The following is a 14,958-nucleotide window of genomic DNA, read 5'->3' as shown; positions in this document are numbered from 1 at the left end:
TTATTCGTGCAAAAATACAAAATTAGAAACTAATCTACGGATAAAGTGTTCAAAATACGTTCCAAAGACACCTCGTCAACAATTAAAACCTGTCGGGGTTTGCCACCGTCGGCTGGGCCAACAATTCCTGCAGCCTCCAGCTGATCCATAATGCGTCCGGCACGGTTATACCCAATGGAAAATTTACGTTGGATAAGGGATGTTGAACCCGACTGGGTTTGCACAACTAGGCGAGCGGCATCCTCAAACAGTTCATCGCGCCTGCGCAGGTCAACATCAACTGGGCCATCCTGACCCTCAGGAACATACTCGGGTAGCTCATAGGCATTAGGGTATCCGGGCTGGTTACCTATAAAATCGGTAATCCTCTCAATTTCAGGGATATCAACAAAGGCACATTGCACCCTAACCAAATCGCTTCCGGCAGACACTAACATATCGCCGCGGCCTATTAGGTTATTTGCACCTGGCGTATCGAGAATGGTACGTGAATCGACCATTGACGACACCCTGAAAGCAATACGTGCTGGGAAGTTTGCCTTGATAACCCCCGTAATGATGTTGGTTGATGGACGTTGTGTAGCAATGATTAGGTGAATACCTATGGCGCGTGCCTTTTGGGCAAGGCGCCCAAGGGGCATCTCAATTTCACGCCCCGCTGTCATAATTAAATCGGCAAACTCATCAATAATAACCACTATGTAAGGCAAATACCTATGGCCATTGTTGGGATTGAGCCTGCGAGCCACAAACTTCTGATTATACTCCTTTATTGTTCGAACCTTAGCCAGGTTTAGAAGCTTATACCGATCCTCCATCTCAACGCTTAGCGAGTTCAGGGTGTAAATAACCTTTTGGGTATCGGTAATAATGGCCTCAGGAGAATCGGGCAGCTTGGCCAGGAAATGGCGTTCGAGCTTGTTGTAAAGGGTTAGCTCTACCATCTTGGGGTCAACAAGAACGAACTTTATTTCAGCTGGATGCTTCTTGTAAAGTAACGAGGTGATAATTGCGTTAAGACCTACTGATTTTCCCTGCCCTGTTGCACCTGCAACAAGCAGGTGGGGTAGTTTGGTAAGATCCAGCATAAAAATCTCGTTCGAAATGGTTTTACCCAATGCTATTGCCAAATCGTATTTACACTCCTGGAACTTTTGCGACTTGATAATTGAGTGCATTGACACAATCTCGGGATTTTGGTTGGGCACCTCAATGCCAATTGTTCCCTTTCCGGGAATTGGGGCTATTATTCGTATTCCCAATGCCGAAAGGCTAAGCGCAATATCATCCTCTAAACTTTTAATCTTGCTGATCCTAACACCTGGGGCAGGAACAATCTCGTAAAGAGTAACAGTTGGGCCAATGGTAGCCTTAATCTTATCTATCTGAATTTTATAGTGCGAAAGGGTTTCTACAATCTTGTTCTTGTTTTCAACCAGCATTTCATTGGTTACTGGCGATTCAGTATTCTTGTAATCCTCCAGTAGCTCAATTAAAGGTTTTTGATAGTTTGAAAGTTCAAGCGTGGGATCGTAAAGTTCCTGTTCGTTAATATCGGATATGGCTAACTCTTTCTCCTCGTTTCGCTCTATGGTAAAATTATCCTCAATTGTTGATTCAGTTACAGTTTTAGTCTCCTTGTCATCGTATTCATCCTTTATGTCCAGGTCAAGTTCACCGTCAAAGTCATCAATCTCAGCAGTATCATCAAAATCATCAACCTTTTCTTTTATCCTTTGATCTGAAATATCAACAGGAACAACTACCGCTGCCGCCTGCTTTACTTCATCTTCGCCATGCTTTTCGGATTGAGATTCTTTTTGCTTGCCCTTAACCACAAAATTTTTCAAAGAACTGAACAGGAAGAAGGTGCCACTCTGAAAGTGATAAAGCGATTTAGGCATTACGTATATAATATAGGCAATAAGTGCTATTAGAACCAGAAAGGCTGCACCAACCTTACCTATGACTGTCGATAACCATTCCGAGACAAATAAACCATGTGCCCCGCCGAGTCCACTCCCTAGGTATCCGCCTAGTTCCTTGAATAAAAAACCTAAAGTAAGCGAGCCAACCAGTATCCCCAGCAAAACCTTAAAAATAAATTTTGTAACACGTCCCCTAATGAACTTAAGCAGTTTAAGACCCAAAACCATGAAAATCAAAGGGAATGCCAAGGCTGTTATGCCAAACCAATGATTTATAAACTGGTTCGAAAGCGAAGCGCCAAGTTTTCCACCCCAGTTACCAATCTTTTGTTCAGTTGATGAGAATATTGAAACCCACTCAATGCTTTGATCAACCTTCCAGGTGAACAGAAATGATAAGAACGAAAGGAAAATATAAAAGCCCAAAAGGATTAGGAAAAGACCTAATGTAAACCTAATCCTCTCATCCTTGAAAAGCGAATCGTTGGTAACATCCTTACTGTCCGAGTCTTCAACATCGGTACCCTTATCCTTCCTAGCCATAATACAAAATCAATATAAAACGATGTAAAATTAACCTGTATTTGTAAAAAATAGAAACCTTACTGCTGAAGTAAATAGATTAAATCCGTCATGGTTTGAAAATCAACCTTTTTGTAATCCTTTGGGATTTTAAACGCATCATTATTGATATTTTCCTTGGCTACATTACGTGCCCTGAACTTCATTTCAAGATTATTGAACCTCAAGTTAAAACCAAGCATAACCCCATCAATGTTTTCGAAAGGAGTATTCAGGTTTGGATTGTCAATTGCAATTTGTTTGGTGTAAATAATCTCAAACCTGTTATCAGGGTTATCGGCAAAGTATCCCATTACGCTTTTGCATTTATAGCCAATATAATCGCAATCTCTAACCAAAGTATCAATATTAACCTTTGGAATTCGAGCATAAAGCGCGGGGTAATGCCCGTTGGTGTATGGTTCACTGTGGTAAAGTTTTTTATTAAAAACCTTTAGCAAAGTAGTAAACTCCTTTTTTGATGGTTGGCTAATAATTGAAATTGTTATAGCCCCTGAGAGCCCATCGATGGTGTTAATGGTGTTGTTATTGCAAAAAAGAACAACCAGTGAGCTGGGCAATATTTTTTTGTCTATCCTACTGAGAGTTAATGTATCGTATTCAATGTCGTATTCAATTCGTCCTTCACTTATTTCCTTTGGGCTTTTTGATATACAGCTGCTTAATGAGAATAAAATCACAGCCACGCCAACAAGTTGGTTTACACTTCTGTTCATCAACACCTTAGTTCAAATTATTAAATCATAAAAATAGAAAATGTTTTTGTGGTATGCAAAAGTTTGAGGGGCGTAATAGTTATGGTAAAACCCTGAGCAGCCATCAAACATGTTATTAAACATATATATAAACCATTGAGTGATTGTTTTACATCACGGGTATTTTTATTAGGATTGCAAAAAATAGTTAGTTTTGTAACTTCAAAGTAAAAAATTTAATTTACTGTTTATGAGCAAATTAGCAGTTGTAGCATTAGGCGGAAACGCCCTCTTGCGTGGAAATCAGGTGGGTACCATCGATGAGCAAGAACAGAATACCACCGATACCCTTGAGAATCTAGTTTACTTAATAAAGGAAGGGTATAACCTTGTAATCAGCCATGGGAACGGCCCACAGGTTGGAAATATCCTCATGCGAAACGATGCTGGCGAGCAGCTCTATGGCATTCCTCAGATGCCACTTGATATATGCGTTGCCGATTCGCAGGGGGGGATTGGTTACATGATTGAGCGCATGCTTAGGAATGTATTGCGCAAACATGGTATCGACCGTGAAGTTTGTTGCCTGGTAACACCGGTAATCGTTGATCACGACGACCCTGCATTTACCAACCCCACAAAGCGTGTAGGTCGTATTTACGACAAGGCTCAAGCCGACGCTCTGGCTGCTGAAAAGGGTTGGATATTTAAGGAAGAGGTTAAGGATACAGGAAGCGGTTGGCGCAGGGTAGTTCCCTCACCTAAGCCCAAAGGGATTCTAAACATCAAGGTAATCGATCAACTTGTTCGTCAGGGTATTATTGTTATAGCCTCGGGCGGTGGCGGTGTACCGGTTTATATTGACGAGGAGAAGAACGTTAGACCAGCCGAAGCGGTAATTGATAAGGATCTGGCATCGGCGCTTATGGCAGCCGAAATTAAAGCCGATGAATTTTACATCCTAACCGATGTTCCATTCGTGTATCTTAACTACAAAAAGCCGAACGAGCAAAAACTTGAGTTCCTCAACTATGCCGATACCATGAAATACCTTGAACAGGGCATGTTTGGTGAGGGTAACATGGCTCCAAAAATTAAAGCATGTTTGGACTTTATAAAGCGCGGTGGCAAAATGAGCGTGATTACCGAAGCCACCAAGCTTGAGGATATGTCATATGGTACCAAAATTACAATGGAGTACGAAGACTAATCTATAAACCATAAAAAACTAAAAGCTATGTCGTTCAACTTACGTAACCGCAGCTTTTTAAAGCTGCTCGATTTCACACCAAAGGAAATCCAATTCTTGCTCGACCTTTCAGCTGACCTAAAAAAGGCAAAGTATGCCGGAACCGAGCAGCAAAGGCTTAAGGGTAAAAACATCGTTATCCTTTTTGAAAAGGATTCAACCCGTACCCGCTGCGCCTTTGAGGTTGCCGCATTTGACCAGGGTGCGAATGTTACCTACATTGGGCCATCGGGTTCGCAAATGGGTAAAAAGGAATCCATGAAGGATACCGCACGCGTGCTTGGCCGTATGTACGACGGTATTGAGTATCGTGGATACTCACAGGAAATTGTTGAAACGCTTGCCCAGTATTCGGGGGTACCTGTTTGGAACGGTTTAACCAACGAGTTCCATCCTACCCAAATTCTTGCCGACTTCCTAACCATGCGCGAGCACAGCTCAAAACCATTAAGCGAAGTTAAGTTCTGCTACCTTGGCGATGCTCGCAATAATATGGGTAACTCACTGATGGTTGGCGCTGCCAAAATGGGTATGGATTTCAGGGCTTGCGCACCAAAGGCTTGCTGGCCTAACGAGGAACTTGTTAAAACATGCCAAGAGATTGCCAAAACCACTGGTGCTAAAATAACTTTAACTGAGAGTATTGAAGAAGGAGTTAAGGGCTGCGACTTCCTGTATACCGACGTATGGGTATCGATGGGCGAACCCGATTCAGTTTGGGAGGAACGAATAAAACTTCTTAAACCCTATCAGGTTAACCGTAAGGCAATGGAATTGACAGGCAATCCAAACTGCAAGTTCATGCACTGCTTACCAGCGTTCCATAACCGCGAAACAGTAATCGGTGAAGAGATCTACAAAAAGTTTGGGTTGGAAGCCATGGAGGTTACCGAGGACGTTTTTGAATCGGATGCTTCAATTGTTTTTGACGAAGCTGAAAACCGCGTACACACTATAAAAGCAGTAATGGTTGCCACATTAGGACAATAGCAACCTACCCGCATTTTTAAAAGCAGCTTTAAAAAAAGCTGCTTTTTTTTTGCATTTTTTAATACTAACTCCTAAATTTATTTGGATTTTTAAACTTCTGCCATTATGATGATTTATATTGGAAACATCGCGTATACAATGACCGCCGATGAATTAAAGGAACTTTGCTCGCCTTTTGGAAATGTGGTTTCAGCAAAAATCATTACCGATCGTGCTACCGGAAAATCGAAAGGCTACGGTTTTGTTGAGTTCGATAATGAGGAATCGGCTCAGAAAGCCATAAAAGAACTTAACGACACTCAGGTTAAGGGTCGGAATATTAAGGTTAATAGCGCATTCCGAAAAACCGATCAACCCCAAGCAAGCAAGGGTAAAGAGGAGGAGCCCGATACTAAATCCTAAAGATTAAAAGCTAACTATTAAAAAGTAGATTATTACACCTACTGTAATTAGCTTTACACCTACTCCTAACATAAATCCAAGAAATGATCCTACTGCCGAAAGCCAGGGATTATTTTTGGTATTATTTTGGGGTTGTTTCCTTAGCATCTCGCCAACAAGCGCTCCTACAAAAGGTCCAACAACGGCTCCAAGTGGCCCTAAAAATACTACCCCAACAAGTAGGCCAATGATTGTACCCCAGGCGCCCCAATTACTTCCACCCATTTTTTTGGCTATCCAGGCAGGGAACAAGTAATCGAGCAGGGTTACAATTAGAGTTACTCCTGCCATAACCATAATGGTGATCCAGTCCACAGAGCAAAACGATGTAAACTTTGCCAGCAGCAGCCCCAGCCACGCTAGCGGCGGCCCTGGAATTACAGGTAAAATACACCCTACAAGCCCCAGCAGTATTAGCGTAATCGATAATACAAGCAAAAAGTAATCTAGTATCATTTGCTTTTTCGTTCTTATTCAATAACTTTGGTAAATATATCATTTTTTTCATAGAATGAAAACCATTGCAATAACGGTAAAGGGAAAGGTTCAGGGTGTTGGTTTTAGATACTTTGTAATGCGCCATGCTAATGAAATTGGTGTGAATGGTTTTGTGAGGAACTTGCCCAATGGCGATGTTTACATTGAAGCAAGCGGAACAAACAGCCAGCTTGAGCAACTGGTTTTTCTGTGTAACCAGGGACCTGCTCATTCAAATGTAGAAAATGTTCAGGTTAAAGATATTCAACAGTCATTTGATATTATAGGATTCCGAATACTTGGTTAACTTAGTTCAAAATCACCTAAAGAATTTAACAATGAAGCTGGTTAACTTTCACACACATAAACCTCAATTCAACAGCAATAGCATTTGTGTTGTGCCTTACGATGTTGATAGTTTTAACCTTTATAGTTCATCGCACTACAAAACAATTGGTTTACACCCCTGGAAAACCGAAAGCAGTGAGATTAGCCAATGGCTTGGCAAGCTAAATGAGCTGGCTAAGCAACCTGATTTTATTGGAATAGGGGAAATAGGGTTAGATAGGCTAAAAGGCGCTCCTTTAAAGAATCAAATCGATATTTTTGAGAAAATTCTTGAAACTGCCAACGAATCTAAAAAGCCAATAATAATTCACTGTGTTAGATGCTGGACTGAGCTAATAGCAATTCTATCAAAATCAAAATATAGGGGACTACCTAAGGCCATACATGGCTTTAGAGCCAAAGCCGATGTAGCCAAACAGCTTGTTGACAATGGATTCTACCTCTCATTTGGAACCGCTCTCATACATGCTACACCAGAGTTAGCAGAGGCTTTAACGCTTGTTCCAAGAAATAAACTATTCCTTGAAACTGACGATACCGAGATACCCATTTATGAGGTTTACGACGCAGCCGCCGATATTCTTGACTCCACCATAGAGGAACTTGTTAGTGTTACAAACCAAAACCTGTTAACATTTTTTGGGATCACCCTTTCCGATAAAAGCAAGTAAAGGTTATTGGATTTAATGATACTGATTACGACCTTTGCTGAGCAAAAAATATGATATGGTTCCCACCTGGATTGAACGAACTAAACTATTACTTGGCGGCAAGGCCGTTGAAAAGTTATCGCAAAAGCATGTGCTAATTATTGGGCTTGGCGGAGTAGGCGCATACGCAGCCGAACAAATCTGCCGTGCAGGAATTGGTGCACTAACCATTGCTGATGGCGATACTATCCACGAATCAAACATTAATCGCCAATTGCCGGCACTTCACAGTAGTGTTGGCCAACCAAAAGCAGAGTATATTGGGAAACGGTTACTGGACATAAACCCAAACCTAAAGCTAACCGTAATTCAGGAGTACCTGAGGGACGAACGGCTTACTGCACTGCTAAGCCATAAATACGATTACGTAGTAGATGCTATTGACACTCTTTCGCCTAAGGTTTTTCTTATTCACGATGCCCTTCGGTTTGGACAGCGAGTGGTGAGTTCAATGGGGAGCGGAGGAAAACTCGACCCAACAATGGTAAGGATTTCCGATATTTCAGAATCGCATGGATGCCCACTTGCCAGAATCCTAAGAAAACGGCTACACCGCTTGGGAATACGGCAGGGGGTTAAGGTTGTTTATTCGCCCGAGGAAGTTCCCGAGAATGCCACAAGGCCCTGCGAGGGTGAACCCAATAAGAAAACTACCATTGGAACCATTTCGTACATGCCGCCACTCTTTGGTTGCATGATCGCCTCAGTGGTTGTTAGGGATTTGCTTAACGACTAAGCAAAGGCACCACCCATTCGCCATTTACTAGCTTTACTTCGGGGAAATTTATATTGTTGGCGTTCAGCAAACTACGAGTATCATCAACAAAAACCTTGAAAGCGGAGTCGCTTGCTGCTGAAAGGAACTGATTGCTTTTGCCCTCATACATCCCCACAGGGAAAACCTTATACTTGCGCTTTCCCTTTGAAAAATATGTATCAACCCAAACCGGAATGTATCCCACACCACTTACTTCTAGCTTTCCATTTTGCTTCATTAAATCAACAAGAACAACTAAACCTCCATCGCAGTACCTTCGACGCTGGTTGGAAACAAAGTTGCCAAGCGAGTAAACAACCAGCCTAAAATCGTTCTCGAAACGGTTAAACTCAGCGGGCTGAACAACATGGGGGTGCGAACCAATAATAATACGCACCCCTTTCCCATGCAGCCAACCAGCTAATCGTTTCTGCTGCATGTTGGGTAAACGTTCGTACTCATTGCCCCAGTGAATAAACACAACAATATCGTCCACTCCTAGAGCTTGTGCCCTAGCAATATCATTTGCCATGCTAACTGTATCAATCAAATTGACCAAGTATGGGCTTGGGACTGGAATTCCATTGGTTCCATAGGTATAGTTAAGCAAGGCAAGTTTTACCCCATTTTTATTTAGAACAATAGGATTTCGAATTGACTTGTCAGTTGAATCGAGGAATGTCCCTGTAAAAAGTAAGTTTTTGGCCGCAAGAACATCAATGGTTCTCCTTATACCATCCCCTCCCCTATCAACGGAATGGTTATTGGCAGTAACCAAAACATTAACGCCTGCCGCCATTAAACCATCGACAAGTTCATCGGGTGAGCTAAACTGAGGGTAACCGGTATAGGGTTCTCCTCCTAAAGTTACCTCGAGGTTGGCAATGGAATAATCGGCACTAGTGAGCAAGCCTTTTAATTCAGAAAAAACGTCGGTGTAATCGTATCGCCCGGTTGAGCTATCATATGCCGATTGGATTTGAGGAGCATGGCCCATTACATCACCAATAAAAATTAAGCGTAGGGTGCTATCGTATTGAGCAAAATCAATACTGCATATAATAGTTAGCACCAGGGATAGTAGAGTTCTCATAACAACGATGTTTGTACAATGATAGGAAAAACTTTCCTATCAACAAAAAAGGGGTACCCATTACGGATACCCCTTTGTATTGAAAAACCTAATGCTATTTCTGTTCTTCGGAAGTCATTACTACCTCAACAACATTACCCTGTCCAAAAATCTTATTGGCAAATTCCTTAATGGCATTCACATCAACAGCCTTTACCATCTCCACATACTTTGAGTCAAAATCAAGGCCATCCTCGTATTTTGCCCTAATCACATTAGTCCAGTAAGAGTTTTCGCGCTGGTTTTGCTCGTATTCCTTGAGCATGAACTCCTTGCTCTTGTTCAGATCATCGGCCAATGGTCCATTGGTCTTAATCTTTTCAATCTCAGAGTAAACAATACCAATTAGCTTATCGCGAAGCTTAGGATCGGTATCGAACTGGATCTGAACCACAAAGGAGTTTACAGGGAATTTACGAAGCGATACCCTAACTCCAACACCATAAGTACCACCTTCTTTTTCACGAATTTCCTCAAGGTAACGATTGCGTAATATGGATGTGAGGTAGTCGGCAAGTATATCGTTCATCACGTTATACTCAACCTCACCGGTAAACCCAACAAATACTGACGACTTGGTGGTTTGCATTGGCTTTGTAAAGTAATTCTGAACCTTGCCTTTAGGAGGTCTTACACCATTATCCTTGGCAACATCCTTACGCTTAACGGTGGGCAATGCACCCAGGTATTTTTCAACCAAAGGCTTAATCTCAACTGGGCTAACATTTCCGGTAAAGATGAAAGTGAAATCGGAAGCATCGGCAAAGCGATTCTTATAGAAGTTGATGCTCTTGTTATAGTCAACCTTGTTTAGGTAATCAAGGTTCATTGGCATAACCCTGGGGTTGTGATTTGCCAGGGCAACGGTAATGCTATCGCGGAAGGCCATGCGTGGGTCGGACGAGGCATTGGCCATGAAAGCCTTCATTCTACCCATATAGGTATTGAAGTTTTCCTCATCGGCACGTGGTGCTGTCATGTACAAGTAGATGAGCTGTAGTAAGGTTTCAAAATCCTTAGGCGATGCTTCACCGCTAAAACCCTCATAGCTCTCGGCAATAACCGGACGTACATTAACCATCTTGCCAGCAAGCATCTTTTCAAGGTCAGTGCTGGTAAATTCGCCCACACCGGCATTGGTAACAATTTGGGTAGCCATGCTAGCCGAGGGTAGCTCATCGATGGATGCAAGCGAAACCCCACCTGCACTGAAAGCATCAACAACAACCTGGTCTTCCTTGAAATCGGTTTGTTTAACAATCACCTTTACACCATTGGAGAGAATCCATTCGGTAGTGCCGAATACATTCTTTGCATTTTCCTTCTTAACCTTACCGGGCTTTTCAATTTTTTCAACCAATGGCTTGGTTATTACCTTATCAACGTAAGCCTCAATATTTTCGGCCTTTACTTCCTTCAGTGCGACTAGCAGTTGTTCTTGACTTGGAACAGTGATGCCATCCTTTTGGGGAGCCATAAGGGTTAGAATGACGTTTTTATCCGTAACGAGCTGTTTGGCAACCGCATTTATCTCTTCAATCTTAATGGTAGGCATTATTTGTGAGGCTAACATGTATTCAAACTCGATACCTGGCATGGGTTCGCCTTTCAGGAAATGATCAACACATTCCCAAACGTACTTCTCGTTCTTTTGTTTGTCCTTTTCCTTGAGTTGATTCTCAAGTGAGCGTAAGTAATCGGATTTTGCCCTATCGAGCTCTGTAGCATTGAATCCATATTGTTTTACGCGTTCTGACTCACGAATAAGTCCCTTAACACCATCAATCATGTTATCGGGGCGAAGGGCTGCATAAAATGCAAGAGCATCCTTGGTTCTAACCAGATTGACGTAACCCGATGCAGCAAACACAAAGGGAGGATTAGGTTTCTGAACAAGTTCGTTTAATCGTGATGAAATCATCGACGAGATGAGCTCATTTACCATATCGGTACGGAGATAACCCAAGTTTTTAGCATCCTTAGGTGTTGCCGGCGCCTTAAAGTATAGGTACATGATGGCATTGCGAGCCTCCGGATCGGTAGCAACACCTACAAGGGGCTCATCGTTGTCGGGAAGTTCATAGAAAGGACGGGGTGCAGGATTAACCGGAGCTGGAATATCAGCAAATAACGATTTAATCTTGGCCTCAACCTGATCAACATCAATATCACCAACCACTACAATCGATTGTAAATCGGGACGATACCATTTATTGTAGTAGTCAACCAGTTCTTGATGCTTAAAGTTGTTGATAACATTGATATCGCCTATTACATCACGCTCAGCATACTTAGATCCCTTGTACATAACAGGCATGAGCTGTTTATACATTCTGCGCTCAGCGTTACGGCCTGTACGCCACTCCTCGCGGATTACACCTCGCTCTGATTCAATCTCCTCGGGAAGAAGCGAAATAAAGTGCGACCAATCATGTAGAACCAGTAAAGCGCTATCAATAATACCCTCGCGGGTAGTTGGAACATCGGATAGGTTATAAACTGTTTCATCTACTGAGGTGAAAGCGTTGATGTTAAACCCAAATTTCACCCCAACGGTCTCAAAGTAGTTGATGATACCCTTGCCCGGGAAGTTCTTAGTTCCATTGAAAGCCATATGCTCCAGGAAGTGGGCTAATCCGTTTTGGCTATCCTCCTCCAGGATTGCTCCTACGTTTTGGGCAATGTAGAACTCAGCACGCTGCTTGGGTTCTGTGTTTTTGCGTACATAGTAAGTAAGACCATTTTCCAACTTACCATAGCGTACGTTTGGATCAACCGGTACAGGAGTATTCCATCCTTGACCAAGAACCTGAATACTTGCTAAAACAAGCATTGAAAACGTTAATACGATACTTTTTTTAATTGTCATAACTTTTTAAAATTTAATGTAGGTTTGTTTCTAGAATTCAACCCAAAATTACACATTTATTAAAAACCTAAAAGAAAACTTAAAGGTTTTAACAGTAATTTGTAACCCTATGACATCAAATTAAGTATAAAGTTTAATTAATGAGACGCATTTTTTCAAAGACTATCATCACCCTCTCTCTGGTTAGCTTTTTTACCGATATTGCAAGTGAGATGCTTTATCCTGTAATGCCTATCTACTTAAAATCGATAGGATTTACTGCATTGCTAATCGGAATCCTTGAAGGAATTGCTGAAGCAACCGCCGGATTAAGCAAGGGTTACTTTGGGGAGCTATCGGACAGGTTGGGGAAACGAGTGATTTTCATTAGGTGGGGTTATCTTTTAAGTGCTCTATCTAAGCCTGCAATGGCCATCAGTAAATGGCCTATATGGATTTTCGTAGCTCGGACTACTGACCGCATTGGTAAAGGGCTTAGAACCAGCGCTCGCGACGCTCTACTGAGCGATGAATCAACCCCTGAAACACGAGGGAAGGTATTTGGTTTTCACAGAGGTATGGACACACTTGGGGCGGCAGTTGGCCCTGCCATTGCTTTGCTTTTGCTTTGGCTGTTCCCCGGTGATTACTCCATTATTTTTCTTATCACTATAATACCAGGTCTCGCAGCGGTTTTGCTAACACTTCTTTTAAAAGAGAAAAACAGGTCACAGGGAACTGCTAAACCCCAAAATGGTGCATCGCCCTTTTCATTTCTTGGGTATTGGAGACAATCGCCTGTAAACTATAGGCACATTGTTGTTGGGCTTATCTTTTTTACCCTAATCAATAGTTCCGATGCATTCCTTTTACTAAAAGTAAAAGAAGAAGGAGCATCGGACACCTTGGTAATTGGCTTGTATATCTTCTACAACCTTGCATACGCCTTACTTTCCTACCCTATGGGATGGCTTTCGGACAAACTGGGCATGAAAAGGATGGTGATTTTTGGAATAGCCATATTTGCAATCACCTACTTAGGCTTTGCCTTAGTATCAAAATGGAGTGTGTTTATCCTGCTTTTTGGCCTTTACTCACTTTATGCTGCATCAACCGAAGGAGTATTAAAAGCTTGGTTGGCAAATAATCTGCCTAAAACCAAAACAGCAACAGGAATAGGCCTTTACAATAGCTTACAAAGCATTGCCACCCTGCTGGCAAGCAGTTTAGCAGGTTTAATATGGGTTATGGCAGGATCAGGTATTGTTTTTATGATAAGCGCTGTGGGTGCAACCCTTGCAGGAATATACCTTTATATATTTACAAGAACTAGCGTAACCTATCAAGGGAGCGAATAAGCGCCTCGTCGCGTGCAATTGCTCTTAATGCAAGAAAATTCAATATGGCTGCTATGAGCGGAAATATGAAAACAAGGTTATAGCTAGGTTTGGAGTTCAAGTTTTCACCGTATGCATATACAACATAATACATCACTCCCTGGAGACCAACCAACATCACAATAGTTAAAACACAAAGACGAATCTGAAGTAGCCGCCTGTGGTACAAGAATATTGTTACAAAACTAATGAGCAATACAGCTATAATAAAACCTAGCAAAAACCAGATACTTTGGACCTTTTCAACCGTTGAACCATCAACCACCGATAATCCAAACACCCCTAAAGTGTATTTTGCCATTTGGGGTTCAACAATAAATGATGCAAATGGATTGTACATTAAAATGGAAAGAAGAATTACAGAAGCAAGCAGGAAAAGGCTTTGAATTCGCTGAATCATGGCTGAATATTTTTTTTGCAAATTTACCAATAAAACCAACTGCCCAAGCTAAAACTTTTTAAATAATGTTGATTTAAACTAAACCTTTGCTATAATTGCAAAATAAAAATACAAGAATCATGAGAGTTATAGAATCATCTGAACTTATTATCAATCCCGATGGAAGTATTTTCCATCTACACTTAAAACCCGAAAACCTGGCCGATAAGGTGATTTTGGTTGGTGATCCGGGTAGGGTTGATACCGTTGCAAATTTCTTTGATACCAAGGAGATTTCCGTTTCGAACCGTGAATTTAAAACAGTTACAGGAACATATAAGGGTAAACGCGTCACAGTTCTTTCCACCGGTATTGGAACCGACAATATCGATATAGTGGTGAATGAACTTGATGCGCTGGTTAACATTGACCTTAAAACCAGAACCGAAAAGGCTGATAAGAAAAAGTTAACCCTTGTTCGGCTTGGCACATCGGGTGCCTTACAACCGGAAATTGATTTGGGAAGTTTTGTGATGACTGAAATTAGCGTAGGTTTTGATGGTTTGCTTAACTTCTATGCCAATCGTAACGATATTAGCGATCTTGAAATGGAAGAAGCATTCCTAAAGCATACTAGTTGGAACCCACAGTGCGCTAAGCCTTATTTCTGTAAGTCGTCGCCAAAGCTGGTAAAGCTTTTCTCTGATTTCACCATCCCCGGAGTAACAATTTCAGCGCCAGGGTTCTATGGCCCGCAGGGGCGCGTTCTCCGTTTACCTTTAGCGGATCCTAAGCTGAACGATAAAATAGTTGATTTTAACTATAAGGGGAGGAAAATAACCAACTTTGAGATGGAAAGTTCAGCCATAAACGGCTTATCGCTCTTGCTTGGCCACGATGCTGTTACCATTTGCACAATTATTGCAAATCGTGTTATCAAAGATGCCACAAAGGATTACAAGCCATATATCAATTCACTAATTGAGAAAACACTGGACAAACTAGCAACGTTAGAGTAGAGCATA

General features: G+C 41.8%; 14 protein-coding genes. 8 read left to right on the top strand and 6 right to left on the bottom strand.

What is annotated here, in order from left to right:
* Positions 1-29 precede the first annotated feature (29 nt).
* Both AB6811_RS00825 and AB6811_RS00820 read right to left on the bottom strand, forming a co-directional pair.
* Positions 30-2,471 carry an FtsK/SpoIIIE family DNA translocase gene (locus tag AB6811_RS00825; RefSeq protein WP_369488304.1) on the bottom strand — a complete coding sequence of 814 codons (2,442 nt, stop codon included), beginning with the start codon at positions 2,469-2,471 and terminating at the stop codon, positions 30-32.
* A 59-nt stretch (positions 2,472-2,530) separates the two neighbouring features.
* Positions 2,531-3,226 carry a hypothetical protein gene (locus tag AB6811_RS00820; protein ID WP_369488303.1) on the bottom strand — a complete coding sequence of 232 codons (696 nt, stop codon included), beginning with the start codon at positions 3,224-3,226 and terminating at the stop codon, positions 2,531-2,533.
* 229 nt (positions 3,227-3,455) lie between these two features.
* On the opposite strand from AB6811_RS00820, the gene arcC reads away from it, so the two are divergent.
* The 3 genes from arcC (at position 3,456) to rbp (ending at position 5,846) form a co-directional block, all read left to right on the top strand.
* The gene (arcC, locus tag AB6811_RS00815; protein ID WP_369488302.1) at positions 3,456-4,415 is read left to right on the top strand and encodes a carbamate kinase; all 960 of its coding nucleotides are present in this window, start codon (positions 3,456-3,458) and stop codon (positions 4,413-4,415) included.
* A 27-nt stretch (positions 4,416-4,442) separates the two neighbouring features.
* Positions 4,443-5,444, top strand: a complete 1,002-nt coding sequence (argF, locus tag AB6811_RS00810) for an ornithine carbamoyltransferase (protein WP_369488301.1) — start codon at positions 4,443-4,445, stop codon at positions 5,442-5,444.
* A gap of 105 nt (positions 5,445-5,549) precedes the next feature.
* On the top strand, positions 5,550-5,846 hold the full coding sequence (gene rbp, locus AB6811_RS00805) for an RNA-binding regulator (protein ID WP_369488300.1): 297 nt from the start codon (positions 5,550-5,552) through the stop codon (positions 5,844-5,846).
* 3 nt (positions 5,847-5,849) lie between these two features.
* Here the strand turns inward: rbp and AB6811_RS00800 are convergent, their stop codons facing one another.
* On the bottom strand, positions 5,850-6,341 hold the full coding sequence (locus AB6811_RS00800) for a DUF456 domain-containing protein (protein ID WP_369488299.1): 492 nt from the start codon (positions 6,339-6,341) through the stop codon (positions 5,850-5,852).
* Between the two features lie 55 nt (positions 6,342-6,396).
* On the opposite strand from AB6811_RS00800, the gene AB6811_RS00795 reads away from it, so the two are divergent.
* From AB6811_RS00795 to AB6811_RS00785, 3 genes are read left to right on the top strand one after another with little or no spacing between them, the layout of a single operon-like run.
* Positions 6,397-6,669 carry an acylphosphatase gene (locus AB6811_RS00795; protein ID WP_369488298.1) on the top strand — a complete coding sequence of 91 codons (273 nt, stop codon included), beginning with the start codon at positions 6,397-6,399 and terminating at the stop codon, positions 6,667-6,669.
* 31 nt (positions 6,670-6,700) lie between these two features.
* Positions 6,701-7,381: a TatD family hydrolase gene (locus tag AB6811_RS00790; protein ID WP_369488297.1), complete on the top strand. Its 681-nt coding sequence runs from the start codon at positions 6,701-6,703 to the stop codon at positions 7,379-7,381.
* Between the two features lie 55 nt (positions 7,382-7,436).
* Positions 7,437-8,156, top strand: a complete 720-nt coding sequence (locus AB6811_RS00785) for a tRNA threonylcarbamoyladenosine dehydratase (protein WP_369488296.1) — start codon at positions 7,437-7,439, stop codon at positions 8,154-8,156.
* On the opposite strand, the gene AB6811_RS00780 is transcribed toward AB6811_RS00785, so the two are convergent.
* Complete coding sequence (locus tag AB6811_RS00780) at positions 8,146-9,270, bottom strand: CapA family protein (protein ID WP_369488295.1); 1,125 nt, start codon at positions 9,268-9,270, stop codon at positions 8,146-8,148. The two genes, AB6811_RS00785 and AB6811_RS00780, sit on opposite strands and share 11 nt — an antisense overlap.
* A gap of 94 nt (positions 9,271-9,364) precedes the next feature.
* A complete protein-coding gene (locus AB6811_RS00775; RefSeq protein ID WP_369488294.1) occupies positions 9,365-12,178 on the bottom strand; it encodes a M16 family metallopeptidase in 2,814 nt (937 codons plus the stop codon).
* Between the two features lie 140 nt (positions 12,179-12,318).
* Between AB6811_RS00775 and AB6811_RS00770 the strand changes: the two genes are divergently transcribed.
* Positions 12,319-13,515 (top strand): MFS transporter, encoded by a 1,197-nt coding sequence (locus AB6811_RS00770; protein WP_369488293.1) that lies wholly within the window; start codon positions 12,319-12,321, stop codon positions 13,513-13,515.
* Here the strand turns inward: AB6811_RS00770 and AB6811_RS00765 are convergent.
* On the bottom strand, positions 13,487-13,954 hold the full coding sequence (locus tag AB6811_RS00765; protein WP_369488292.1) for a DUF4293 domain-containing protein: 468 nt from the start codon (positions 13,952-13,954) through the stop codon (positions 13,487-13,489). The genes AB6811_RS00770 and AB6811_RS00765 overlap by 29 nt on opposite strands.
* 119 nt (positions 13,955-14,073) lie before the next feature.
* Here AB6811_RS00765 and AB6811_RS00760 point away from each other — a divergent pair, with 119 nt between their 5' ends.
* Positions 14,074-14,952, top strand: a complete 879-nt coding sequence (locus AB6811_RS00760; protein WP_369488291.1) for a nucleoside phosphorylase — start codon at positions 14,074-14,076, stop codon at positions 14,950-14,952.
* The last annotated feature ends 6 nt before the right edge of the window (positions 14,953-14,958 follow it).

This window comes from Tenuifilum sp. 4138str (assembly GCF_041102575.1).
GTDB lineage: Bacteria > Bacteroidota > Bacteroidia > Bacteroidales > Tenuifilaceae > Tenuifilum > Tenuifilum osseticum.
The sequence above is the reverse complement of the archived record's forward strand: the minus strand, read 5'-3'. Positions and strand labels throughout refer to the sequence as shown.

Excerpts from the sequence above, each read along its gene's own strand:
- AB6811_RS00825 (WP_369488304.1), bottom strand. The coding sequence starts at position 2,471 with ATGGCTAGGAAGGATAAGGGTACCGATGTTGAAGACTCGGACAGTAAG.
- AB6811_RS00820 (WP_369488303.1), bottom strand. The coding sequence starts at position 3,226 with ATGAACAGAAGTGTAAACCAACTTGTTGGCGTGGCTGTGATTTTATTC.
- arcC (WP_369488302.1), top strand. The coding sequence starts at position 3,456 with ATGAGCAAATTAGCAGTTGTAGCATTAGGCGGAAACGCCCTCTTGCGT.
- argF (WP_369488301.1), top strand. The coding sequence starts at position 4,443 with ATGTCGTTCAACTTACGTAACCGCAGCTTTTTAAAGCTGCTCGATTTC.
- rbp (WP_369488300.1), top strand. The coding sequence starts at position 5,550 with ATGATGATTTATATTGGAAACATCGCGTATACAATGACCGCCGATGAA.
- AB6811_RS00800 (WP_369488299.1), bottom strand. The coding sequence starts at position 6,341 with ATGATACTAGATTACTTTTTGCTTGTATTATCGATTACGCTAATACTG.
- AB6811_RS00795 (WP_369488298.1), top strand. The coding sequence starts at position 6,397 with ATGAAAACCATTGCAATAACGGTAAAGGGAAAGGTTCAGGGTGTTGGT.
- AB6811_RS00790 (WP_369488297.1), top strand. The coding sequence starts at position 6,701 with ATGAAGCTGGTTAACTTTCACACACATAAACCTCAATTCAACAGCAAT.
- AB6811_RS00785 (WP_369488296.1), top strand. The coding sequence starts at position 7,437 with ATGGTTCCCACCTGGATTGAACGAACTAAACTATTACTTGGCGGCAAG.
- AB6811_RS00780 (WP_369488295.1), bottom strand. The coding sequence starts at position 9,270 with ATGAGAACTCTACTATCCCTGGTGCTAACTATTATATGCAGTATTGAT.
- AB6811_RS00775 (WP_369488294.1), bottom strand. The coding sequence starts at position 12,178 with ATGACAATTAAAAAAAGTATCGTATTAACGTTTTCAATGCTTGTTTTA.
- AB6811_RS00770 (WP_369488293.1), top strand. The coding sequence starts at position 12,319 with ATGAGACGCATTTTTTCAAAGACTATCATCACCCTCTCTCTGGTTAGC.
- AB6811_RS00765 (WP_369488292.1), bottom strand. The coding sequence starts at position 13,954 with ATGATTCAGCGAATTCAAAGCCTTTTCCTGCTTGCTTCTGTAATTCTT.
- AB6811_RS00760 (WP_369488291.1), top strand. The coding sequence starts at position 14,074 with ATGAGAGTTATAGAATCATCTGAACTTATTATCAATCCCGATGGAAGT.